Below are 22373 nucleotides of genomic sequence, written 5' to 3' on the forward strand. Positions count from 1 at the left end.
TCATGCGGCGTAAACCAGCACTCCGTCTTCTCTGCAGCGCGGCTCTTGCCGCCGCTCTCGCAATCGGCGCGGGTGCCAGCCCCGGCTTTGCGGAAACGAAGGCGAAACCGGAAGACAAGGCCGTCACGTTCGATCCCGGCAAGGTGAACACCTTCTCCGGCGCCTTCCTCGCCGGACGCAATGCCGACGTCGACCAGGATTATCCCACCGCGATTTCGCTCTACAAGAAGGCGCTGGAATTCGATCCGGCCAATACGGAAATCCGCCAGCGCCTGATGATCGCCGAACTTCTGAGCGGCAATTTCGAGGCCGGCGCCAAGATCGCCGATTCGATGAAGGATGACACCTCCGTCGAACGCGTGACGACCATCGTGCGCGGTCTCGACGCCATCAAGGACAAGGACTTCGCCAAGGCCGAGAAGATCCTGAAATATACCGGCCCGAACGATCTCGACCGCATGGTCAACACGCTTTTGACCGCCTGGGCACGCGCCGGTTCCGGCAAGCCGAAGGAAGCGCTGGCCCTCGTCAACAACATGAAGGGGCCCGGCTGGATCTCGATTTTCCAGAAATACAATGCGGCAGCGATCGCCCTTGTCGCCGGCAACACCGAAGCCGCGCGCAAGAGCCTGAACGAGGCGGTGACGGATCGCGAAGGCGGGGCAACCGCTTCCGATACCTATATGCGCGCGGTGATGGCGCTTGCCCGGCTCGAAGCTTCCGCCGGCAACAAGCAGAAGGCGCTTGATGCGATCGCGGTCGGCGATACTTTCGCACCGAATTACGCACCGCTGAAAGCGCTTCGTCAGTCTATCGAAAGTGGTGACAAGCCCGAGCAGCAGATCACCAATGCCGTGGAGGGTGCCGCCAGCGTCATGTTCTCCATCGCTGGTGCTTTGAACCGCGAAGGTGCCGAAGAAATCGTCACGCTTTATTTGCAGACATCGCGCGCGCTCGATCAGAAGAGCCCGGACACGCTCATTCTTCTCGGCGGGCTTGCTGAAGCCATGAAGCAGCCGGAGCGCGCCATCGCCTTTTACCGCGATGTGCCGAAGGATTCGCCGATGTACCGCATCTCCGAGCTGCAGCTCGGATTGACGCTTGCGCAGACCGGCAAGGTGGACGAGGCGCGCACGCATCTCAAATCCCTGCTCGAATCCGATCCGAAGGACGTCCGTTCCTATCTCGCCTATGGCAGCGTGCTGTCGGACGCCAAGGACTACCGCGCCATGGCCGAAAACTACGACAAGGCCATCGAGGTGATCGGTGCCGTGCCGCAGAAATCCGACTGGTCCGTGTTCTTCCAGCGCGGCATCGCCTATGAGCGGCTGAAGGAATGGGACAAGGCCGAGCCGAATTTCAAGCGGGCATTGGAATTGAACCCCGAGCAGCCGCAGGTGCTGAACTATCTCGGCTACTCATGGGTGGACAAAGGCATCAACCTCGATGACGGCATGAAGATGATCAGCCGCGCCGTCGAGCTTCGCCCGAATGACGGTTACATCGTCGACTCGCTTGGCTGGGCGCATTATCGTCTTGGCGCCTTCGATGAAGCCGTGACCGAACTGGAGCGGGCAATCGAACTCAAGGCCGGTGATCCGACGATCAACGACCATCTGGGTGATGCCTACTGGCGCGTCGGCCGCAAGATCGAGGCGGTCTATCAGTGGAACCGCGCCCTGATCGGCGACAGCGACGATGTGGACAAGGCCAAGGTGAACGAAAAGATCGCCAACGGCCTGCCGCCCCTGGAAAAGGATGCCGAAAATACCGCCAAGAAGGAAGTGGCGCCGCCCCCGCCTGCTCCTCCGGCTCCGGCACCGGCCGCCACTCCGGACAAGAAATCCTGACGCCGCATGCGCGTGCATGATGTTTCCGGGGCCACCGAGACAATCGAGGCGGCCCCGGCCAAGATCAATCTGGCGCTGCATGTGACCGGCCAACGGGCGGATGGTTACCATCTGCTCGAAACGCTGGTGGCATTTGCGGAAGCCGGCGACGTGATCCGCATTCGCGAAGCCGATGCCGACAGTTTCTCCATCTCCGGTCCCTTTGGTGATCTTCTGCGCGCTGGCGATGGCGGTGATAACCTCGTCACCCGCGCCAGGGACCTGCTGCGCGACGCTCTTGTCTCAACCGGTCAACCGGCCCGCCCGGTCGCCATTCATCTCGAAAAGAACCTGCCGGTCGCTTCCGGCATCGGCGGCGGCTCGGCGGATGCGGCCGCGACCCTTCGGGGCCTGTTGCGTCACTGGCATGCGAGCATCGATCCGCAAAGGCTCGCCTCCCTCGCGCTTACACTTGGTGCGGATGTGCCGATGTGCCTTGAAAGCCGCTCCCTCGTCGCGCGGGGTATCGGCGAGAATATCGAGGCAGTCACCGACCTGCCGGAACTCTTTCTGGTGCTTGCCAACCCGCTGAAGGCGGTTTCGACGCCGGAGATTTTCCGGCGATTGCAGACCAAGAACAATCCACCGCTACCGGAGCGGACATCAGGCAGATGGATGGATTTTCTCGGCCAAAGCCGAAACGATCTGCAACCGCCCGCACAGGTTCTGCTGCCGGAAATCGGCGAGATCGTCGAGCTGCTGTCGCAGGAAGGCGCCACCCCTGTGCGCATGTCCGGTTCGGGTGCGACCTGTTTCGGGATTTTTCATTCCGTCGAGGCGGCTCACAAAGCCGAAATGTCGCTTCGAGAGAGCCGGCCCGGCTGGTATTTTCAGGCGACGCGGACAATTTGATAAGCGAGCAGATCGAGGATAAGACCATGGCAGGCGAAAGACCCTTCATTCCTCTCGGCATTGCGGTCTTGACCGTTTCGGACAGCCGCACGCTGGAGAATGACAAATCCGGCGATACGCTCGTCGCCCGCCTTGAAGAGGCGGGACATCGTCTTGCCGCCCGCGCCATTGCTCCGGACGACAGGCAAGCCATTTTCAATACCGTGCGTGACTGGACCCTCACCGAGGGTGTGGATGTGGTCATCACCACCGGCGGCACCGGTTTTACCGGCCGCGACGTGACACCCGAGGCGCTGGAACCGCTGTTCGAAAAGCGCATGGACGGGTTTTCCGCCATCTTCCATCGCATTTCCTATGAAAAGATCGGCACCGCCACCATCCAGTCACGGGCGACCGGCGGCGTGGCGAATGCGACCTTCATCTTCGTGCTGCCGGGCTCGCCGGGTGCGTGCAAAGATGCGTGGGACGGTATTCTCAAGGCTCAGCTCGATTATCGCCACTTGCCCTGCAATTTTGTGGAGATCATGCCGAGGCTGGATGAGCATTTGAAGCGTGGGGCTGGTGGCGTTTAGATCAGCGGATCGAGGGCGCGTGGAGCTTACCCCCCTCTGCCCTGCCGGGCATCTCCCCCTCAAGGGGGGAGATCGACTCGTGGTTGGGTCTCGCCCATCTCAACATTTGTGAATGAAGTGGCGGTAGCGCCTCCTGCCGATCTCCCCCCTTGAGGAGGAGATGCCCGGCAGGGCAGAGGGGGGGTAAAGCCCCACCCGCCTCCGGCTCGCAGACAATGCACACCTCAAAAACCCCATCACGCCAGATATTTCTTGAAGAACTCCGTCGTCCGGCCCCAGGCGAGATCGGCAGCTGCCTTGTCGTATCGCGCCGAGGACGTATCGTTGTTGAAGGCGTGGTTGACGCCGTCATAGACGAAGATTTCGAAGGTCTTGCCGTTTTCCTCCAGCGCCTTCTTATAGGCATCGATGCCGGCATTGATGCGCTCATCGAGACCCGCATAGTGCAAGAGCAGCGGCGCCTTGATATCAGGCACATCGGCCGCCGGGGCCTGCTGGCCGTAATAGGTGACGCCGGCATTCAGGCCTGCCGATTTGGTGGCGAAACGGTTAACCAGCCCGCCGCCCCAGCAGAAGCCAACCGCACCGACCTTGCCATTCGCACCCTGTCTTGCGGCGAGCCACACCCGGCCCGCTTCGGCATTGGCGACCGTTGCCTCCATGTCGAGGCCGCTGAACATTTCCCGCGCCTTATCCTCATCCGCAGGCGTGCCGCCCTGCGGAGAGAGGAAATCGACCGCAAGCGCCCTGAAACCGGCAAGCGCCACACGCCTTGCCACATCGCGAATATGGTCGTTCAGGCCACGGTTCTCGTGGATGACGATGACGGAGCCGATGGGGCCGGAAACGGATTTCGGCGTAACGAGATAACCCTTCATCTCACCACCGGGGGCGGGATATGTCACCTCTTCCGCAACGATACCCGCATCGTCAGGCGCGACGATTGCCGCACGGGCGCTGTTGGCCGAAAGGAGCGGCGCGATGGCCGCCGCAGCTGCGCCGGACCCGGCAAGTACCGTGAGCTTTTCCATGAATTTGCGGCGGTCGAGGCTGAGATGGGTATATTCATCATAAGCGTCGATCATGGCCTGCGTGATCTTGGGCTTGTCCATCGCTCTATCCTCCTTGAACGCGCGGATGCGGAAGGATAACGCAGATCGTCTCGGGGAGAACGAGGCGGGGGCAAGCGGCGCCACACATTTGCGTGAGCGCCGCGGCCAGGTTTTCACATCAGGCGGCGAGGTCCACGACGATGCGGCCGTCGATCTTGCCCTCTTCCATGCGGTGGAAGATATCGTTGATGTTTTCGAGCTTGTCCCAGGAGAAGTGGGCGGCCACCTTGCCTTCACCGGCAAAGGTCAGCGCTTCCTCCAGATCCTGCCGTGTGCCGACGATGGAGCCACGCACCGTGATGCGCTTCAGCACCGTGTCGAACACCGGAATGGAGATGAAGCCCGGCGGCAGGCCGACAAGCGCCATCGTGCCCTTGGAGCGCAGGAAACCGTAAGCCTGTTCCATGGCTTTGGGCGACACCGCCGTCACCAGCGCGCCGTGGACGCCGCCGGTCGCTTTCTGCACCTGCTCCACCGCATCCGGCGCGCGGCCGTTGACGGTGACATCGGCTCCGAGTTTCTTCGCAAGCTCCAGCTTGTCGTCGAAAATATCGGCGGCGACGACATGCATGCCCATAGCCTTGGCATATTGCACGGCCATGTGGCCAAGCCCGCCAATGCCTGAAATGACCACCCATTCACCGGGTCTCACTTCGGTTTCCTTGAGACCCTTGTAAACGGTGACACCGGCGCAAAGCACGGGTGCGGCGGGGCCGAATTCCAGATTATCCGGCAGGCGACCGACGAATTTCGGATCGGCAAGGCCATATTCGGCAAAGCTGCCATTGACGGAATAACCCGAATTCTTCTGGCTCGGGCATAGGGTTTCCCAACCGGTGCGGCAGGGAATGCAGCATCCGCAGGCGGTATAAAGCCACGGCGTGCCGGCGCGGTCGCCCTCCTTGATCCCGGTGACGCCAGCGCCGATCTTCGCGACATAACCGACGCCTTCATGGCCGGGGATGAAGGGCGGGTTGGGTTTCACCGGCCAGTCGCCCGTTGCGGCGTGCAGATCCGTGTGGCAAATGCCCGTCGCCTTGTAGTTGATGAGAATTTCACCGGGGCCTGGATCCGGTATCGCCACTTCCTCGATGGTCAGCGGTTTCCCAAACGCGCGGACGACGGCTGCCTTCATTGTTTTCGCCATGACATACTCCTCAATCTCTGCTCGCCTGAAATCCTCGACGGCAAGGCAGAGATTAACGGGGATGAGGTCTCATGGAATTGACCTATCGCAAATCGGGTTATTTTAAAGGCGCGATTGTCTCACTTATGAGGCAACCTGACGGTGCTGTTTTATTCCAGAGCCAACCAGATGGCGAGCCAGCCCCAGAGGCAGAGCAGAAGCACAAAGCCGATGCCGAACAAAGCGCCGCGATGACGCAGGCGGTTGCTGGTGACATGGACATAGGAGTGGGCGTAGCGCGAGAGCACGAACAGCCAGGCCAGCACGATGGTGACGATATTGTCCGCATCGGTGATATAAAGCAGCAGGCAGGCGATGTGAAACAGGACGGGAAGTTCGAACTGGTTGGCGATGTTGCGGTTCACCAGATAGCTTTCCCGCGCTTCCTCGCTCTTGTCGCGAAGCCGGATGGCCGATTCACGATCCGTGAAGGTGTATTTCTTGCGACGGTAGAGCAGCAGCCCGTAGAGCCAGAAAACGAGAAAGACATGGGCGATCATCGGCCAGAACATTGCGGTCGTCGGTGACATGCTTTCTCCTCCAATCATGAAAACGCTCCCCGATCCGGCGTGAATCGGGAAGCGCCAAATACTCACTATCCTTTTACGGATTCGCCTCGAAAGATCAAACTGCGCCGGGGTAGTTCGGGCTTTCGCGGGTGATCGTCACGTCGTGGGCGTGGCTTTCACGCAGGCCGGCGCTGGAGATGCGCACGAAGGTGGCGCGTTCCTGGAATTCCTTGATGGTGCCGCCGCCGACATAACCCATGGCTGCCTTCAAGCCGCCGGCCAGCTGGTGCAGAACGCCGGAGACCGGTCCCTTGTAGGGAACCTGACCTTCGATGCCTTCCGGAACGAGCTTCAGCGTGTCGCGCACTTCCGCCTGGAAATAACGGTCTGCGGAACCGCGCGCCATGGCGCCAACGGAACCCATGCCGCGATAGGCCTTGAAAGAACGGCCCTGATAGAGGAACACCTCACCCGGGCTTTCATCCGTGCCGGCCAAAAGCGAGCCGATCATGACGGCGGAGGCACCGGCGGCAATGGCCTTGGCCAGATCGCCCGAGAATTTGATGCCGCCATCGGCGATAACGGGAATGTCTGCCGCATTGGCGACTTCGACCGAGGCCATGATCGCGGCAAGCTGTGGAACGCCGACGCCGGCGACGATGCGGGTGGTGCAGATGGAACCGGGGCCGATGCCGACCTTGACGCCGTCAGCGCCGGCGTCGATCAGCGCCTTGGTGCCGTCAGCGGTGGCGACATTGCCGGCAATGATGCGAACCGAGTTCGACATCTTCTTAACCACCGAAACGGCATCGAGCACGCGCTGCGAATGGCCGTGCGCGGTATCGACAACCAGAAGGTCGACGCCGGCATCGATGAGGCGCTCGGCGCGCTCAATGGCATCGGCCCCGACGCTGATGGCGGCGGCGGCGCGAAGGCGGCCCTGCGCATCCTTGGTGGCATTCGGGTTAAGCTGCGACTTCTCGATGTCCTTGACGGTGATGAGGCCGACGCAATTGCCCTTCCCATCCACCACCAGCAGCTTTTCGATGCGGTGCTTGTGCAGCAGGCGGCGCGCTTCCTGCTGATCGACGCTGCTTTCCTTGACCGTGACCAGATTTTCGCGGGTCATCAGCTCGTAGATCTTCTGCTGCGGATCGGAGGCGAAGCGCACGTCGCGGTTGGTCAGAATGCCGACGAGGCGGCCGTTCTTGTGGCCACCGGAACCACCGTTTTCAACCACCGGAATACCGGAAATGCCGTGCGCCTTCATCAAGGCCTGCGCTTCTGCAAGCGTGGCGTCCGGGCCGATCGTGACCGGGTTGACGACCATGCCGCTTTCGAACTTCTTCACCTGACGGACTTCTTCGGCCTGCTCGATGGGGGTCAGGTTACGGTGGATGACGCCGATGCCGCCGGCCTGGGCCATGGCGATGGCAAGACGGCCTTCCGTGACCGTGTCCATGGCGGAAGAGAGGATCGGAAGGTTGAGATCGATATCGCGGGCAATGCGGGTTGCGATATTCGTCTGTCCCGGCATAACCTCGGAATGTCCGGGTTGCAGCAACACATCGTCAAATGTGAGAGCGTCCAAACCAGTGGGTGTTTGAATGATGCGTGCCATGACCAAATTCCTTCATAATGAAAATGCGTGGCCGTTCCGGAACGAAAAGTTCACCCCGGCGCCCTGCAAGGATTGCTTGGAAGTTGGCGAGGGCTGGTAACACGTTCATGACAGGAAGGGAATAGAAAAAACCCGGAATTGCCTTCCGGGCTTCTTCTGTTGCTGCATTGCAGCAGAGATCAGATGTCGAACTGGTAGGATTTCGGCACGAAACGATAACCCGTATCCAGCTTTTCCGCATAACCGACAGAAGGGAAAGGCATGTGATAGCCGAGGAAAGGCAGCCGGTCGGTGGCGATCATGTCGTAAACCTTCTTGCGGGTTGCTGCCGCTGCCGCCTTGTCCATGTCGAACTTGACCTCCCAGTCCGGCCTTTGCAGCGACAGGACGAAATGATTGGCCGTGTCCGCCGTCAGGATCAGCTGCTTGCCTTCCGATTCGACCCGGAAGATCATGTGTCCCGGTGAATGGCCGAAAGCCGCAATGCCGGTGATGCCGGACACCACATCGGCACCATCACCGATGAAGGTCGCCTTTTCCGCCAGCGGCTTGACGTTGGCGATGACGCCCTTCTGGCCGCCTTCGGCCGGTGTGCCGACCCGCTTCCCGTCCGTCCAGAAATCATATTCCGCCTGACCGAAGACGTAGCGCGCCTTTTCGAAAGCCGGCGCACCCTTTTCCATCAGCCCGCCTATGTGGTCGCCGTGCATGTGGGTCAGCACCACCACGGTCACATCCTCAGGCGAGTAACCGGCAGCCGCCATGCCTTCAAGCAGACGGCCATTGCCGGCGTCACGGCCCGCTTCACCGAAACCGGTGTCGAACAGCACGAGGTCCGTGCCGGTATTGACGAGGACAGGCGAGAAGGAATTGACGAACTGGTCCTTCGGCAGAAAATTGTCTTCCAGCAGCTTGCCGACGGTTTCCGCCGACTGATCCGTGCCGAAGGTCTCGCCCGGATTGGGCGCCGCGCGCGCGCCGTCCTTCACCACCAGCACTTCGAAATTGCCGAGCTTGAAGCGATTGGTTTCAGGTGGCATGGCGTGTTTGATCTCCATGGAGGTTTGCGGCTGGCTCGTCTGGGCCGTGGCAGTGCGTGTCATCAATAGCGGTGCGCCGAGGACGCTTGCGCCGGCTGCGCCAATGAGGCCGCGTCTGCTCATGCTCAAGGATTGGGTCATCATCTTGTCTCCGATAGCGCCAACTGGCCATGATCGCCAACTGAACTGTGCCCAACGGACAATAGAGCGAGAAAGTTGCAAGGAAACCGGCCTCACGCAGGTTTGATCGGAACTTGAGAAATTGATAATTAACGTGTTGGCAAGCCCGCTTATCAGGCGTAGGAGGAACGGCGATATCCTTTGTCGCAGCGGAAAGCCGCAGGCAGCCTCATGAACCGCATCATTCCCCTGATCCTGGCAGTCGCTCTCTTCATGGAGCAGATGGACTCCACCGTCATTGCAACCTCGCTTCCGGCGATTGCAGCCGACCTCAATGTCGGCCCCATCACGCTCAAGCTCGCGCTGACGGCCTATATGGTGTCTCTGGCGATCTTCATTCCGATCAGCGGCTGGATGGCCGACAAATATGGCGCTAAGAAAATCTTCCGTTTCGCCATCGGCGTCTTCGTTGTCGGGTCCATCTGTTGCGCGGTCTCGTCGTCGGTGTTCGAATTCGTGCTCTCGCGCTTCCTGCAAGGCATGGGCGGCGCGATGATGACGCCCGTTGGCCGTCTCGTTCTGCTTCGAACGACGAAACGGACCGAACTCGTCTCCGCCATGGCGCTGTTGACGATACCGGCGCTTGTGGGGCCGCTCACCGGCCCGCCGATCGGCGGTTTCATCACCACCTATTTTTCATGGCACTGGATTTTCCTGATTAACGTTCCCATCGGCGTCATCGGCATCTGGCTGTCAACGATCTTCCTGCCGGAAATCGAAACCACCAATCCGCCGCCAATGGACGGCAAGGGTTTCATATTGTCCGGCATTGCCGCCTCGGGCGTTGTCTTCGGCGTTTCGGTGGTCAGCCTACCGGCATTGCCGCCCGCCATCGGCATCGCCTCAACGATCATCGGTTTTATCTGCGGTTTTCTTTACATCCGCCACGCCGCACGCCATCCCGCGCCCATTCTGGATTTCCGCATTTTTCAGAATGCGACCTTCCGGGCGGCCTCCGTTGGCGGCACCATTTTCCGCATTTCGACGGGTGCCATCCCGTTCCTGATGCCGCTGATGCTGCAGATCGGTTTCGGGCTCAATCCGTTTCAGTCCGGCATGATCACCTTTGCGGGTGCGATTGGCGCGATCACCACGAAATTCATGGCCAAGCGGGTCTTTGCCGCTACGGGGTTCAAATCGACGTTGATCGGGGCCGGCATCGTCGGCGCCTGCACCACGCTCGCCAACAGTTTCTTCACGCCTGAGACCCCCTACCCCCTGATCATGATCTTCCTGGTCACGGCGGGATTTGCCCGGTCGTTCTTCTTCACCGGATCGAACGCGCTCAGCTATTCCGATATCGAGGACAGCCAGGCAAGTCAGGCGACCTCGATGGCCTCGGTGATGCAGCAGATCAGCCTGGCGCTCGGCGTGGCTTTCGCCGCTTCCATTCTGGAAGTCAGCAGCATGATGTCCGGCACGCATCTGCAGCTTGCCGATTTTCACATCGCCTTCACCATCGTCGCGCTCGTCTCGCTCTTCGCCATCGTGCCGATCATCCGCATGGATGCACAGGCCGGGGCGGCCGTTTCCGGCCACCGCGGCAAGGTCTCGCAACCGGCGGAGTAATGATCAGTCTTCGGCCGCCTCGGTGGCGTCCGCATCGATTGCGGGCGCGCTTCTGCGGCCCTTGAAGTGCTTGGCAAGCAGGAACATTTCGACCGATTCCGAGCGTGACGACGCCGGCTTGATGTGCAGCACCTGCTTGAAGTTCTGCTTCAGCATATCCAGCAATGCCTTTTCCGTGCCGCCCTGGAAGGTCTTGGCAAGGAAATGGCCGCCTTCCGCCAGCACCTGAACCGCGAAATCGGCTGCGACTTCGCACAGATGCATGGTGCGGATGTGGTCGGTCTTCTGGTGGCCGGTGGTGGGTGCCGCCATGTCGGACAGTACCAGATCCGGCGTGCCGCCCACGGCTTCCATCAACTGGTCCGGTGCGGTCGGATCAAGGAAGTCGAGCTGCAGGATCTTCACGCCGGGGATGGGATCGATCTCGAGAAAATCGATGGCGGCGACGCGGATATCGTCCTCGGTGGAATCCGTCACCTTGGAAGCGATCTGCGACCAGCTTCCGGGTGCCGCACCAAGGTCGATGATGCGGGTCGCACCCTTCAATATCTGGTGCTTGTCGTTGATTTCCAGAAGCTTGAAGGCGGCGCGGGCGCGATAGCCCTCAAGCTTGGCGCGCTGGACGTAGGGGTCATTGATATGACGTTCCAGCCAACGGCGCGATGAGGCCTTGAGCTTGGTCTTCTTGACCTTCTGGCCGATTTTTCGGCCGGTGCGATTGGTGCTTGTGGGCGCCTTGCTCATGTCAAACCTTCCGTCCTGTCCTGCCGTGTCATCTGCATGCGCCTTATGCGGTTGCGCCGCCATGCGCCGTCATCCGCCATCATATCCGTCAGGAGCCCTTCGCGCAGACCGCGATCGGCCACGCGCATGCGCCGCGCCGGCCAGCGGCGGCGAATGGCCTCGAGAATGGCGCAGCCGGCCAGAACCAGATCGGCCCTGTCAGGACCGATGCAGGCATTGGCGGCGCGGCCGGCGAAATCCCAGGCCAGAAGCTTGTCCTGCATCGCCGTCACCTCGGCGTCGGAAAGCCAGAGGCCATCCACCTTGCGGCGATCATAGCGCGGCAGATCGAGATGAACACCGGCAAGCGTCGTCACCGTCCCCGAGGTTCCGATGAGGTGAAAATCCTCGTGGTGGGCAAGCGGCGCCAGAGGCGGGCAATGGAACGCATCGAGCAGCCCCTCGACTTCCCGCACCATGGCCGCGAAGACATCAGGCGTCACATCGCGGCCGCCATGGCGTTCCGAAAGGGTGACGACGCCGACCGGAAGCGATGTCCAGTGGGTAATGTGGTTGGCAAGCCGGTTGGAACGGTTCTCACCGACCTTGATGACCGCAATTTCGGACGATCCGCCACCGATATCGAACAGCACCACCGAACGCGCTTCGCGCCCGACAAGGGAGGCGCAACCCGATACCGCAAGGCGGGCTTCCGTCTCGCGGCTGATGATTTCAAGCTTGAGCCCCGTTTCGCGGGTGACCCGCTCCAGAAACTCCTCGCCATTGGACGCGGCCCGGCAGGCTTCGGTGGCGATCAGCCGCATGCGCCTGATCGGGCGACCGGCGAGTTTCGAGGAGCAGACCTTGAGAGCCTCGACCGCGCGGTCCATCGCATCATCGGAAAGCCGGCCGCTCGACACCAGGCCCTCGCCCAGCCGGACGATACGCGAAAAGGCGTCGACAACCCGGAACTGGCCGGGCCGTGTCGGCTGCGCGATCAAGAGACGGCAATTATTGGTGCCAAGATCGAGCGCCGCATACATATCCGTCGCCTGTTCCGCGCCATGATCGTGATGGCGGCCGGCGTGACGGGCGGAAATTTCAGATTGTTGCCGGTGCGTTTCCTGAGCCGCCCCATTGGCGCGGCCATTCTGCTTGCCGACATGTCTCGGCGCATGGGAAGGGACCAGCGGGCGGCCCTGCGGATCACGACCGCGTGGATCGCGATGAGCCCGCTTGCGGTTGCGCGACTTGCGGCCGCCGCTTGGGGGCACCGATGAAGGGTTGCTGACATCGGGTGAGGTCGAGGCCTGCACCTGCTCGCCGGGCGCAGACGTCGTCTGCTGAGAAGCGCCTTTGCCGCGGGAACGCCGGCGACGCTTTCTCTTGCGCGGCTCGGAATCCGGCTCGAGAGCCGATATATGGGGGGAACCGGCCGGAACATCCGCGGCAACATCATGCGACAGCACAGCAGCGTCACGGGGTTTACCGTCACGCTTGTGTTTCTTGCCACGACGGGATCGCTTCGCTTTCCCTTTGTTTGCCACCGACGCCCCTTGGTCCGACGGCTTTGGGCCGTTTCCGGGGTCGATCACTGTCTTGTCCATTTCGCCGCGCACAAGCGTAGACGCTATGCTGCTGGCTTTCATAAGGTTTCGTTGGGCCGACAATACCAGCGCAAGAGATTTTAGCCAAATGGTTTTTGGGGGTATGAAAACGGCAACGCGTTCACACGCAAGCAAAGGCTGTGCGCGGGCTGGCAAAACAGCGGCAATGATTTCTGAGGATTTTCGGAAACCGTGAAACGGAGAAAATACTCCCATCTCCCGGTAAGTCCTTGTAGCATTTGAACTTATCGGGAGAAGGGAATGGTACGGTTGAGTGGGGTCGAACCACCGACCTCAGGTGCCACAAACCTGCGCTCTAACCAACTGAGCTACAACCGCACATGAAACGCCGAACCGGCGTCACGGGGGGTGACATAAAAGGAGTTTCCCCCATTTGCAAGTGCCTCATTGAATTTTGCGAAAAAAGGCATCGAAAGGCAAGTGCTTTTCCTGCCGTGGGGCGAACGGCAAGTGTCAGCCGGCGGTCTCGCCCGCACTCGGCCACGGCCTCGCCGAAGGCCTGTTCATATTAACTCTATTTGGCGATTCATCCAGCGGATGGTGGACCCGGCTGGCCTGTGAAGTTATTTAAAATTCTGTTAACGTGGTGCCTCAGCGGGTTTACGTTTCAGCTTCATGAGGAAGCTGACAAAGCCTCGCAAGGTCCGGTAGTGCCAGAATAGGTTTCGACATGCCCGCCGTCCAATATCCCTTTATCGATATAGCAGTGCATGAACGGGTGCGTGAAGGTTTCGGGCGCGGCGAGGCGATGGCTTTGTTTTCTCTCGACCTTCAGAGCGCCCTTTGGGCAAACGGGCGGGGCGCTGCGCTGTTCGGCACACCGATGGTCTATGATTTTCTGGAACAGGGCCCGAAGCGGCAGGACGTGACCTTCCGGCAACTGGCAGCGACGGCGGCACGGCTGTCCAAGGCGGGTGACAGCCTGCCGTTTACCATTCGCATCAATGCCGGTTTCCGCAGCGTTGCCGTCACCGCCAAAGCGGAAATCATCGAGGCCGAGCCGGGCCAGCCCGTCATTCTGTTTTCCGCCCTCACAGACCAGAGCGCGCCCGACACAGCGGAATGCGCGCGGCGCATGATCGAAGGCTTTGACGATCCCGACATCCATATCGCGGTTATCAATGGCGAAAACGAAATCGTTGCCGCCTCGGCCAAGTTTGCATCGCTCGGCATCACACCACACACGGCAAGGACGCTGGTGAGAATGGCCGCTGGCCAGTCTGGCCATCTGGTCAAACGGCCCGTGCCGACCGGCAAGGGTTATCTGCCCGCAGCCACCGGCCAGATTACCACATCGCCCGAACTCAACCTGCTGTTCGTGGTCGAGACCGCGCTCGGGACGCTTGATCCCGTCAACGGTTTTGCAGAGGACAAACCGCAGGAAACCCTGCCTGCCCCGCAGCCCGCTTTGCCGGTTGCGGAGGCCGCACCCGTTGCCGCAGCGGCCGCGTCCTTCGATTCCGTGCTCGACGCCGTCGCCGGGATCGAGGATGTAGAGGACCTGCAGGAACTGTCTACGGACGCCGAAGACGAAATGGCGGCAGAACAGGAAGATGCCACCATCCTGCCTGTTGCCGCAGAGGAACAGGCGGAGGCCCCGCTGGATATCTCCGTGGAGGACGCCGAGGCCGCTGCGAACGAGGCGATGACCGACGATATTGCCGATCTCTTCGAGCTCGATGCGGATGACGTGGAGGTTCCGGCGAGTGACCCTGTGGCGGGCGAGGAGCATGCTGCAGCGACGCATGAAGACGCCGGGGGCGAACCGGCTGCTGTTGAGACCGCGGAAGTGATGACGACGGATATTGCTGCACCGTCTGAAGACGATGTCTCGGCGGAAACAGAAAAAGCGGAGGAAGCTCAGCCCTTTATCTTCAACGCCGGCGCACGCGCATCCCGCTTCGTCTGGAAGATCGATGCGGAAGGACGCTTCAGCTCCATCTCGCATGAATTCGCAGAGGCTGTCGGCGAAAAGGCAGCGGCTGTCGAAGGCATGGGCTTTGCCGATGTGGCGGCGCTTTTCAATCTCGATCCGGACGGCAAGATCCGCGAGCTGCTCGGCCGTCGCGACACATGGTCGGGCAAGACGATCTATTGGCCGGTGGAGGGCACTTCCCTGATGGTGCCGATCGATCTCGCCGCCCTGCCCACCTATACACGCTCGCGCGAATTCGACGGTTTCCGCGGTTTCGGCATCGTGCGGCTCGCCGATGCCACCGAAGATCCCCATGCCATCGGCCTGACCTTCCTGGAAGAGGCGGAGGCTGCTCTGACCGAGGCTTTGCCGCAACCGGCCATCGAGGATGAAAGCCACGAATTGCTGGCATTTCTTGATGACGGCGATGAGCTGGACACAGCGCAGGCAGATGCCGACATGGCAGAAGGCGATGAAGCCCCGGCACCGGCAGCCGATATATCTGACACGACGCTGCCCGAAATTTCGGCCGGGGAAGAGCATCACGATTACAGCCCGCCGGAATTTGAAGTGCCGGTGTTGGCAACAGCGCCAGCCCCGGAGCCAGAACCGGGACCCGCCTATTCCGACAAGATCGTGCATCTTGAAGAGCGCCGCTCGCGCTCCCGCGAGGGCCTGACCGCGGGCGAACAGGCCGCTTTCCGGGAAATCGGCCGGACGCTGGCGCCCACGGGTGCTGTTTCGGACGAAAATCCGACGTCGGAGAAAGAAGCTCTTTTCGCGGAGCCGCCCGTATCTGCCGATCCGGTCGTGCAGGATGCCCCCGACGATATCGACGACGGAGTGCAGGTGGATACGCCGCCCGCCATGGAAGAAGACGTCATAACGACGGAAGCGGCCGAGGAAGACGATCTCTTCGCGGACTACGTTCGCGGCGAAGGACCGGCAGCCATTCACGCGCCCACGAATACAATCGATACCGACGAGAAGGAAGAAGTCGCAACGGAGGTGCAGCCGGTGGCCGATATTGCCGCCGCGATGGTCAGCCCGCCGCTGCGCCCCGCCGATGCGCTGAGCGCCGAAACGCTGGACCAGATGCCCGTGGCGCTGCTCGTGCATGCCGGCGACCGGCTGATCCACGCCAATCCGGATTTCCTGCGACTGACGGGTTACGGTTCTCTCGATGAATTGCAGGAGGTCGGCGGACTGGAAGCACTGCTGCAACGGCAGGAGCTGGAAAATATGCCTGACAACGAAGGCGGCATGGTCGTCGTCAGCGCCGAAAACGACATCATTCCGGTCAAGGCGCGGCTGCAATCCATTCGCTGGGAAGAAACCAAGGCGCTGATGCTGTCGCTTGTTCCGCTGGAAGAAAAGCAGACGCCGGTTGCAGCGGCGAATGAAAATACGGCAGCCGCCGAAACGGCGAATGCGGAGGCCGGCAGCCTTTCCCTGCTGCAGGGCGAAGTCGAGGAACTGCATTCCATTCTGGAAACGGCGACCGATGGCGTGGTGCTTTTGGGAGACGACGGCGAAATCCGTTCGCTCAACCGCTCCGCCAGCGCGCTGTTCAACTACGACAATGGCGAGATTGCCGGAAAACCCTTCGTCACGCTGTTTGCCCATGAGAGCCAGCGCGCCGTTTTGGACTATCTGTCCGGCCTTGCCAATAATGGTGTGGCCAGCGTGCTGAATGACGGCCGTGAAGTGATCGGCCGCGAGGCATCAGGCGGTTTCCTGCCGCTGTTCATGACCATCGGGCGGCTCAAATCCTCACACGGCTATTGCGCCGTCATCCGCGACATCACCCAGTGGAAACGCACGGAAGAAGAGCTGCGCAACGCCAAGCGCGCGGCAGAAACCGCCAATGCGCACAAGACCGATTTCCTGGCCCGCGTCAGCCATGAAATCCGCACCCCGCTCAACGCCATTATCGGCTTTGCGGACATGATGGCGACCGAACGCTTCGGGCCAATCGGCCATTCGCGCTATGTGGAATATTCCAACGATATCGGCCGTTCGGGCCGGCATGTGCTCGACATCGTCAACGATCTTCTGGACATCTCCAAGATCGAAGCAGGCCAGATGGATGTGGATTTCATCGCCGTACCGCTGAACGAGACGGTGGCCGAAGCGGTCTCGCTGGTGCAGCCGCAGGCCAACAACCAGCGTGTCATCATCCGTACGGCGCTGTCCCAATCCGTGCCGCAGATCGTTGCCGATCTGCGCTCGATCAAGCAGATCGTGCTCAACATTCTGTCGAACGCCATCCGCTTTACGCCGTCGGGCGGCCAGATCGTCGTTTCCACCGCCTATGAGGCCAATGGCAGCGTGTCGCTGCGCATTCGCGACACCGGCATCGGCATGACGCGGGCGGAACTCGAGCAGGCCATGAAACCGTTCCGGCAGGTGGCATCATCAGGCAAGCGCGTGCGCGGCGACGGCACCGGGCTCGGCCTTCCGCTGACCAAGGCCATGGTGGACGCCAACCGCGCCAACTTCTCCATCACCTCGACGCCGAATGAAGGAACGCTGGTGGAAATCACCTTTCCGTCACAGCGGGTTCTTGCCAACTGAGGTCATGCGGGCGTAGCAATGCGAAAGCCGCCGGTGCAATGGTGCCGGTTGAGGCCTTTGCACGACAGTAGACTGGCATGTTCATGACGGTTTCCCTTCCGGCAACGAGACGCTTTTCATTGTTGCCCATAACGGCGGTCATCGTCGCAGCCATCGCCGCCATGCCCATTCTGGCGATCTTCTGGCTGGCGCTGACCGGCAGTACCGAAGGGTGGCAGCATCTTCTTGCCAATGTGCTACCGCGCGCCGGGTTTCGCACCTTCCTGTTGCTGGGAATGACTGCAGCGACGACGGCGCTCTTCGGCATCGTCTGCGCCTGGCTTGTCACCACATTCGAATTTCCGCTGCGGCGGGTGTTGTCCGCGGCACTCGTCCTGCCGCTCGCCATTCCCTCCTATCTGGCGGCCTATGCATTCGGCGAGTTTCTCGATTTCACCGGCCCGGTGCAGAGCGCCATCCGCGCCGCCTTTGGCTACCACAGCATCCGCGACTACTGGTTCCCAGACATACGCTCGCTTGGCGGCGCCGTGGTGGTTCTGAGTTCGGTGCTTTACCCCTATGTCTACCTCTCGGCCCGCGCCGCCTTTTCCATGCAGGGGCGGTTTGCGGCCGAGGCCGCACGCACGCTCGGCGCAAAACCATTGAGCGTGTTCTTTTCCGTGCAATTGCCCATGGCACGACCGGCAATTGCCATCGGGCTTTCGCTGGTCCTGATGGAGACGCTGAACGATATCGGCGCCGTCGAATATCTCGGTGTCCAGACACTGACCTTCACCATCTACGAAACCTGGCTCAATCGCGGCAACCTCGCCAATGCGACACAGATTGCCGCCGTTATCCTGCTCATCGTCGGCGCGCTGATCGTGATCGAACGCAACGCCCGCGAAAGGCAGCGCTTTGCCGCGCCGAAAGCGACCAGCATGGCGCAGCGCCACCGGCTGAAAGACCTTGGCAGCTGGCGGCGCTGGTCCGCGAGCCTGTTCTGCCTCATTCCCGTGGTGAGCGGCTTTTTCATTCCCGTCATCGTTCTTGGCGGTTACGCCGCAAAAAGGCTGGATGCGCTGTTTGCCCCCAAGCTTCTGAAAGCGCTCGGACACAGTCTCGAGGTCTCCCTTTCCGCCGCCTTCGTCACGTTGATTGCGGCTTTCGTGTTTTCCTACGCCATCCGCACCGAGCGCTCGCGCACCTCGAAAGTGGCCGCGCGTCTCGGCTCCATGGGGTATGGCGTGCCGGGAACGGTGCTTGCCATCGGCGTGCTCATTCCACTGGCCGGTCTCGACAATCGCGTCGACGGGCTTCTCCGATCGCATTTCGGATTTTCGAGCGGCCTGCTGCTGTCCGGCACCGCCTTCGCCATCATTTATGCCCATGCCGTGCGCTTCATGACCATGGCGGAAGGCACGCTTGATGCCGGGTTCCAGAAGCTTTCGCCACATATCGACATGGCCTCGCGAACACTCGGGCGCAACCGTTTGCAGACGCTGTTCAAGGTGCTGTTGCCGAACATGCGGCCTGCGGCGCTGACCGCCTTTCTTCTGGTGCTGATCGAGTCCATGAAGGAGTTGCCGGCGACGATCCTGCTGCGTCCCTTCGGCTTCAACACCTTGGCCACGCTGGTGTATGAGGATGCCTCCCGCTCGCGGGTGCAGGATGCCGCCGTGCCGGCCATCATCATCATTCTCGCCGGCCTTATACCCGTGCTTCTTGTCTCAAAATCGATGGATCATCCGGAAAACCACTGACGGCAACCGGCATGATGGCAAAAAGAAAGGCGGCCTTGCGACCGCCTGTATTAGTTGTGCTTTTTTTAACGAGAGAAAGGGGGACAACCTCGCCATATGGAAATTATCAATCCCGGCTATCAGAAATTTGACAGCCCTGCGTTGGGTTTACTTTCCGCCAACTCCTATTAACAAGCGGTTAAAACCAAAATCGATCAATTACCGACGATAATTCCTATTTTTAGACCGTAGAGGGCCAAAACTAAATTATGAGTTTCTAATTTTATCGCGATTACAACAGTAACGCGTAAAAATCGAAACCGACCATTCGATCAGTTTCGTGCGGCCGCGTGCTCGTCTCTCATCCGCTGCAATTCGGTGCGTTTGGAGACAATGGAAGTGGCAATCACGCCGATGGTGACGAGGCCGATGAGGATCGTGCAGATCGCGTTGATTTCCGGCGTCACGCCGAGGCGCACCTGCGAGTAGATTTTGATCGGCAGCGTGGTTGCGCCGGGACCGGTGGCGAAGCTGGCGATCACCAGATCGTCAAGCGACAGCGTGAAAGCCAGCATCCAGCCGGCGATGACGGCCGGGAAGATCAGCGGCAGCGTAATTTTGAAGAAGGTCTTGACCGGCGGGCAGCCGAGATCAAGCGCCGCCTCCTCCAGACTGCGATCAAAGGTGAGGAGCCGGGACTGCACGACGATCGCCACATAACACATGGTGAAAGTGGTGTGGGCGATGACAACCGTCCAGAAACCGCGATCCACCCCGACGGCAACGAACAAAAGCAGCAGCGACAGGCCGGTGATGACCTCCGGCATGACGAGCGGCGCATAGATCATGCCGGAAAACAGCACGCGCCCCGGAAAGCGGGCGAAGCGGGTGAGTGACAGCGCCGCCAGCGTTCCGAGGATGGTACCGATCGTAGCGCTGAGGATACCGACGCGAAGTGTCACCCAGGCGGCATCCATCAGCCCCTGGTTGGACCACATGGATCTGTACCATTGCAGCGAAAAGCCGCCCCAGACGGTGACGAGCTTCGAGGCATTGAAGGAATAAACGATCAGGATGATGATCGGGATATAAAGAAAGGCAAAACCGAGGGTGAGGACGGTGATGTCGAATTTTCCGCGCTTCATGGTCTCACCCCACCTTCTTCTGCTGGTTCTGGAAGATGGCGATGGGCACCACCAGCAACAGCAGCAGCAGCACGGCAACGGCAGACGCTAAGGGCCAGTCGCGATTGCCGAAGAATTCCGTCCAGAGCGTCTTGCCGATCATCAGGGTCTGCGCGCCACCCAAGAGGTCAGGGATGACGAATTCACCCGTTATCGGGATGAAGCAGATCATCGAACCGGCAACCACGCCCGGCAGCGACAGAGGAAAGGTGATCTTCCAGAAGGCTTTCCAGGGTGGGCAACCGAGATCAGCCGCCGCTTCCAGAAGCGTGTTGTCGAGTTTTTCCAGCGCCGAATAAAGCGGCAGCACCATGAAGGGCAGGTAGGAATAAACAATGCCGATGAAGATCGCCGTTTCCGTGCGGAAGATGTTGACCTGCTGGTCCGGCCCCAGAAAACCGAGCCACTGGAACAGCACCGTCAACAGGCCCTCCGGCTTCAGAATGCCGATCCAGGCGTAAACGCGGATCAGGAAGGAGGTCCAGAACGGCAGGATCACCAGCATCACCAGCGTCGGGCGGACCGATGACGGCGCGCGCGCCATGGCGAGCGCCATGGGATAACCGATCAGCAAAAGCAGACAGGTGGAGATGAAGGCGATGCGCAGCGACGACAGATAAGCGTCGATGTAGAGCGGGTCTTCCGTCAGGAAGAGGTAATTCTCGAAATCCAGCTGCGAAAAGAATTCGCCGAGCTTCGAAAACCCTTCGAAGACCGGCGTATAGGGCGGCATGGAGATCGCCGTATCCGACAACGATATCTTGAGAATGATAAAAAAGGGCGCAGCGAAAAACAGCAGCAGCCAGAAATAGGGAACCGCGACGACCAGCCAGCGCCAGGGGCTTTGCCGGTTTTCGGGAGTGGTGATCGCCATGGAAGCCTCCCTCAGCGTGTCAGGACAAGACCTGAATCCGGTTTCCAGTTCAGCCACACCATATCGCCGAAGGTGATCGGACGATCAACGAGACGGGAGACGTTCGCCTGCGCGGCGCGGATGACCCGACCATCGGCAAGCTTGACGATGAAGACCGAGAAGTCGCCGAGATAACCGATATCCCAGACCTCGCCATAGGCGGAATTGATGCTGCTGTCGGCGGGCGGATCGAGCGAGATGCGGACCTTTTCCGGGCGGATGGCGAAAGCCACCTGACTGCCGGTCGCCGCGGCACATTCCTGCTCCACAGATACCGCCAGCCCGTCGCAATCCAGCCTCACCAGACCGGGCCTGCCAATCTCAGAGGCGTTGGCGACGACCTTGGCGTCGAAAATATTGATGTCACCGATAAAATCCGCCACGTAACGCGTGTTCGGCGCTTCGTAGATCTCGGCGGGCGTCGCCACCTGCACGACATTGCCTTTGTCCATGACCGCGATGCGATCCGACACCGTCATCGCCTCTTCCTGGTCATGGGTGACGATGAGGAAGGTGAGACCGAGATTGGTCTGGATGTCCATCAGCTCAAACTGCGTTTCTTCGCGCAGCTTCTTGTCGAGCGCGCCGAGCGGTTCGTCGAGAAGAAGCACCTTCGGCCGCTTGGCGAGCGAACGGGCGAGCGCCACACGCTGCCGCTGGCCGCCCGAAAGCTGGCTGGGCTTGCGCTTGGCGAATTCCGTGAGCTTGACGAGACGCAGCATTTCCTCGACGCGGGCGGCGATGTCCGCCTTGGGCAGGCCATCCTGCTCCAGACCGAAAGCGACATTCTTTTCCACCGACATATGCGGGAAAAGCGCATAGGACTGGAACATCATATTGGTCGGACGCTTATAGGGCGGCACCCCGGAAATATCCTTGCCCTGCAGCAGGATGCGTCCATCCGTCGGCTCCTCGAAGCCGGCCAGCATGCGCATCAGCGTGGTCTTGCCACAGCCCGAGGGACCAAGCAGCGAGAAGAACTCTCGCTCGTAAATATCGAGCGTCAGATTGTTGACGGCAACGAAATCGCCGAAACGTTTGGTGACGTTTTCAAAGCGGATGAAGGGCACCGCATCGGGATTGTCCCAAGGGCTAAATTTGCGTTTGACCGGCCCCAGAGTTTTCGCCATTCACCCTACCCTCAAATCCCGTTGGTCTTTTGAACGATGCTTCGGGGCGGGC

16 protein-coding genes and 1 tRNA gene are annotated in these 22373 nt (G+C 60.6%); 6 read left to right on the forward strand and 11 right to left on the reverse strand.

What is annotated here, in order from left to right; translation table 11 throughout:
* Positions 1-2: 2 nt before the first annotated feature.
* Genes OK142_RS05770 through moaB form a run of 3 tightly spaced genes read left to right on the forward strand, consistent with a single transcriptional unit; the run spans position 3 to position 3313 of the window.
* Positions 3-1850, forward strand: coding sequence for a tetratricopeptide repeat protein (locus OK142_RS05770; RefSeq protein WP_080600246.1), 1848 nt, complete (start codon positions 3-5; stop codon positions 1848-1850).
* A gap of 6 nt (positions 1851-1856) precedes the next feature.
* Positions 1857-2741 carry a 4-(cytidine 5'-diphospho)-2-C-methyl-D-erythritol kinase gene (locus tag OK142_RS05775; protein WP_003493975.1) on the forward strand — a complete coding sequence of 295 codons (885 nt, stop codon included), beginning with the start codon at positions 1857-1859 and terminating at the stop codon, positions 2739-2741.
* Between the two features lie 26 nt (positions 2742-2767).
* Positions 2768-3313, forward strand: coding sequence for a molybdenum cofactor biosynthesis protein B (moaB, locus tag OK142_RS05780; protein ID WP_035242005.1), 546 nt, complete (start codon positions 2768-2770; stop codon positions 3311-3313).
* Between the two features lie 236 nt (positions 3314-3549).
* Here moaB and OK142_RS05785 read toward each other — a convergent pair whose 3' ends face one another.
* The 5 genes from OK142_RS05785 to OK142_RS05805 all read right to left on the reverse strand — a co-directional run bounded on the left by OK142_RS05785 (position 3550) and on the right by OK142_RS05805 (position 8922).
* Complete coding sequence (locus tag OK142_RS05785; protein ID WP_498681567.1) at positions 3550-4425, reverse strand: dienelactone hydrolase family protein; 876 nt, start codon at positions 4423-4425, stop codon at positions 3550-3552.
* Between the two features lie 118 nt (positions 4426-4543).
* Entirely contained in the window at positions 4544-5572 is a 1029-nt protein-coding gene (gene adhP, locus OK142_RS05790; protein ID WP_003493972.1) for an alcohol dehydrogenase AdhP, read from the reverse strand.
* A 149-nt stretch (positions 5573-5721) separates the two neighbouring features.
* Complete coding sequence (locus tag OK142_RS05795) at positions 5722-6123, reverse strand: MAPEG family protein (protein ID WP_003493971.1); 402 nt, start codon at positions 6121-6123, stop codon at positions 5722-5724.
* A 112-nt stretch (positions 6124-6235) separates the two neighbouring features.
* Entirely contained in the window at positions 6236-7741 is a 1506-nt protein-coding gene (gene guaB, locus OK142_RS05800) for an IMP dehydrogenase (protein ID WP_035241640.1), read from the reverse strand.
* A 179-nt stretch (positions 7742-7920) separates the two neighbouring features.
* Positions 7921-8922: an MBL fold metallo-hydrolase gene (locus OK142_RS05805; protein ID WP_498681744.1), complete on the reverse strand. Its 1002-nt coding sequence runs from the start codon at positions 8920-8922 to the stop codon at positions 7921-7923.
* A 210-nt stretch (positions 8923-9132) separates the two neighbouring features.
* On the opposite strand from OK142_RS05805, the gene OK142_RS05810 reads away from it, so the two are divergent.
* Complete coding sequence (locus tag OK142_RS05810; RefSeq protein WP_498681569.1) at positions 9133-10530, forward strand: MDR family MFS transporter; 1398 nt, start codon at positions 9133-9135, stop codon at positions 10528-10530.
* A 3-nt stretch (positions 10531-10533) separates the two neighbouring features.
* Here the strand turns inward: OK142_RS05810 and OK142_RS05815 are convergent, their stop codons facing one another.
* The 3 genes from OK142_RS05815 to OK142_RS05825 form a co-directional block, all read right to left on the reverse strand.
* Positions 10534-11274 carry an RlmE family RNA methyltransferase gene (locus OK142_RS05815; protein WP_498681570.1) on the reverse strand — a complete coding sequence of 247 codons (741 nt, stop codon included), beginning with the start codon at positions 11272-11274 and terminating at the stop codon, positions 10534-10536.
* Complete coding sequence (locus OK142_RS05820) at positions 11271-12902, reverse strand: Ppx/GppA phosphatase family protein (RefSeq protein WP_498681572.1); 1632 nt, start codon at positions 12900-12902, stop codon at positions 11271-11273. The genes OK142_RS05815 and OK142_RS05820 overlap by 4 nt, the downstream gene beginning before the upstream one ends.
* A gap of 220 nt (positions 12903-13122) precedes the next feature.
* Positions 13123-13199 (reverse strand) — tRNA-His (locus tag OK142_RS05825).
* A 352-nt stretch (positions 13200-13551) separates the two neighbouring features.
* Between OK142_RS05825 and OK142_RS05830 the strand changes: the two genes are divergently transcribed.
* Positions 13552-17373, forward strand: coding sequence for an ATP-binding protein (locus OK142_RS05830; protein ID WP_498681574.1), 3822 nt, complete (start codon positions 13552-13554; stop codon positions 17371-17373).
* Between the two features lie 77 nt (positions 17374-17450).
* The gene (locus OK142_RS05835; protein WP_498681575.1) at positions 17451-19115 is read left to right on the forward strand and encodes an ABC transporter permease; all 1665 of its coding nucleotides are present in this window, start codon (positions 17451-17453) and stop codon (positions 19113-19115) included.
* A 311-nt stretch (positions 19116-19426) separates the two neighbouring features.
* On the opposite strand, the gene OK142_RS05840 is transcribed toward OK142_RS05835, so the two are convergent.
* The 3 genes from OK142_RS05840 to OK142_RS05850 are packed head-to-tail and all read right to left on the reverse strand — an operon-like array spanning position 19427 to position 22321.
* Positions 19427-20239, reverse strand: a complete 813-nt coding sequence (locus OK142_RS05840) for an ABC transporter permease (RefSeq protein WP_003493960.1) — start codon at positions 20237-20239, stop codon at positions 19427-19429.
* Positions 20240-20243: 4 nt separating this feature from the next.
* Complete coding sequence (locus OK142_RS05845) at positions 20244-21152, reverse strand: ABC transporter permease subunit (protein ID WP_003493959.1); 909 nt, start codon at positions 21150-21152, stop codon at positions 20244-20246.
* 11 nt (positions 21153-21163) lie between these two features.
* The gene (locus OK142_RS05850) at positions 21164-22321 is read right to left on the reverse strand and encodes an ABC transporter ATP-binding protein (protein ID WP_498681579.1); all 1158 of its coding nucleotides are present in this window, start codon (positions 22319-22321) and stop codon (positions 21164-21166) included.
* Positions 22322-22373: the final 52 nt, after the last annotated feature.

Source organism: Agrobacterium sp. BT-220-3 (genome assembly GCF_025910175.1).
In the GTDB taxonomy this organism is placed as follows: Bacteria; Pseudomonadota; Alphaproteobacteria; order Rhizobiales; family Rhizobiaceae; genus Agrobacterium; species Agrobacterium oryzihabitans.

Coding starts and splice junctions, on each gene's coding strand:
- OK142_RS05770 (WP_080600246.1), top strand. CDS start 3: ATGCGGCGTAAACCAGCACTCCGTCTTCTCTGCAGCGCGGCTCTTGCC.
- OK142_RS05775 (WP_003493975.1), top strand. CDS start 1,857: ATGCGCGTGCATGATGTTTCCGGGGCCACCGAGACAATCGAGGCGGCC.
- moaB (WP_035242005.1), top strand. CDS start 2,768: ATGGCAGGCGAAAGACCCTTCATTCCTCTCGGCATTGCGGTCTTGACC.
- OK142_RS05785 (WP_498681567.1), bottom strand. CDS start 4,425: ATGGACAAGCCCAAGATCACGCAGGCCATGATCGACGCTTATGATGAA.
- adhP (WP_003493972.1), bottom strand. CDS start 5,572: ATGGCGAAAACAATGAAGGCAGCCGTCGTCCGCGCGTTTGGGAAACCG.
- OK142_RS05795 (WP_003493971.1), bottom strand. CDS start 6,123: ATGTTCTGGCCGATGATCGCCCATGTCTTTCTCGTTTTCTGGCTCTAC.
- guaB (WP_035241640.1), bottom strand. CDS start 7,741: ATGGCACGCATCATTCAAACACCCACTGGTTTGGACGCTCTCACATTT.
- OK142_RS05805 (WP_498681744.1), bottom strand. CDS start 8,922: ATGACCCAATCCTTGAGCATGAGCAGACGCGGCCTCATTGGCGCAGCC.
- OK142_RS05810 (WP_498681569.1), top strand. CDS start 9,133: ATGAACCGCATCATTCCCCTGATCCTGGCAGTCGCTCTCTTCATGGAG.
- OK142_RS05815 (WP_498681570.1), bottom strand. CDS start 11,274: ATGAGCAAGGCGCCCACAAGCACCAATCGCACCGGCCGAAAAATCGGC.
- OK142_RS05820 (WP_498681572.1), bottom strand. CDS start 12,902: ATGAAAGCCAGCAGCATAGCGTCTACGCTTGTGCGCGGCGAAATGGAC.
- OK142_RS05830 (WP_498681574.1), top strand. CDS start 13,552: ATGCCCGCCGTCCAATATCCCTTTATCGATATAGCAGTGCATGAACGG.
- OK142_RS05835 (WP_498681575.1), top strand. CDS start 17,451: ATGTTCATGACGGTTTCCCTTCCGGCAACGAGACGCTTTTCATTGTTG.
- OK142_RS05840 (WP_003493960.1), bottom strand. CDS start 20,239: ATGAAGCGCGGAAAATTCGACATCACCGTCCTCACCCTCGGTTTTGCC.
- OK142_RS05845 (WP_003493959.1), bottom strand. CDS start 21,152: ATGGCGATCACCACTCCCGAAAACCGGCAAAGCCCCTGGCGCTGGCTG.
- OK142_RS05850 (WP_498681579.1), bottom strand. CDS start 22,321: ATGGCGAAAACTCTGGGGCCGGTCAAACGCAAATTTAGCCCTTGGGAC.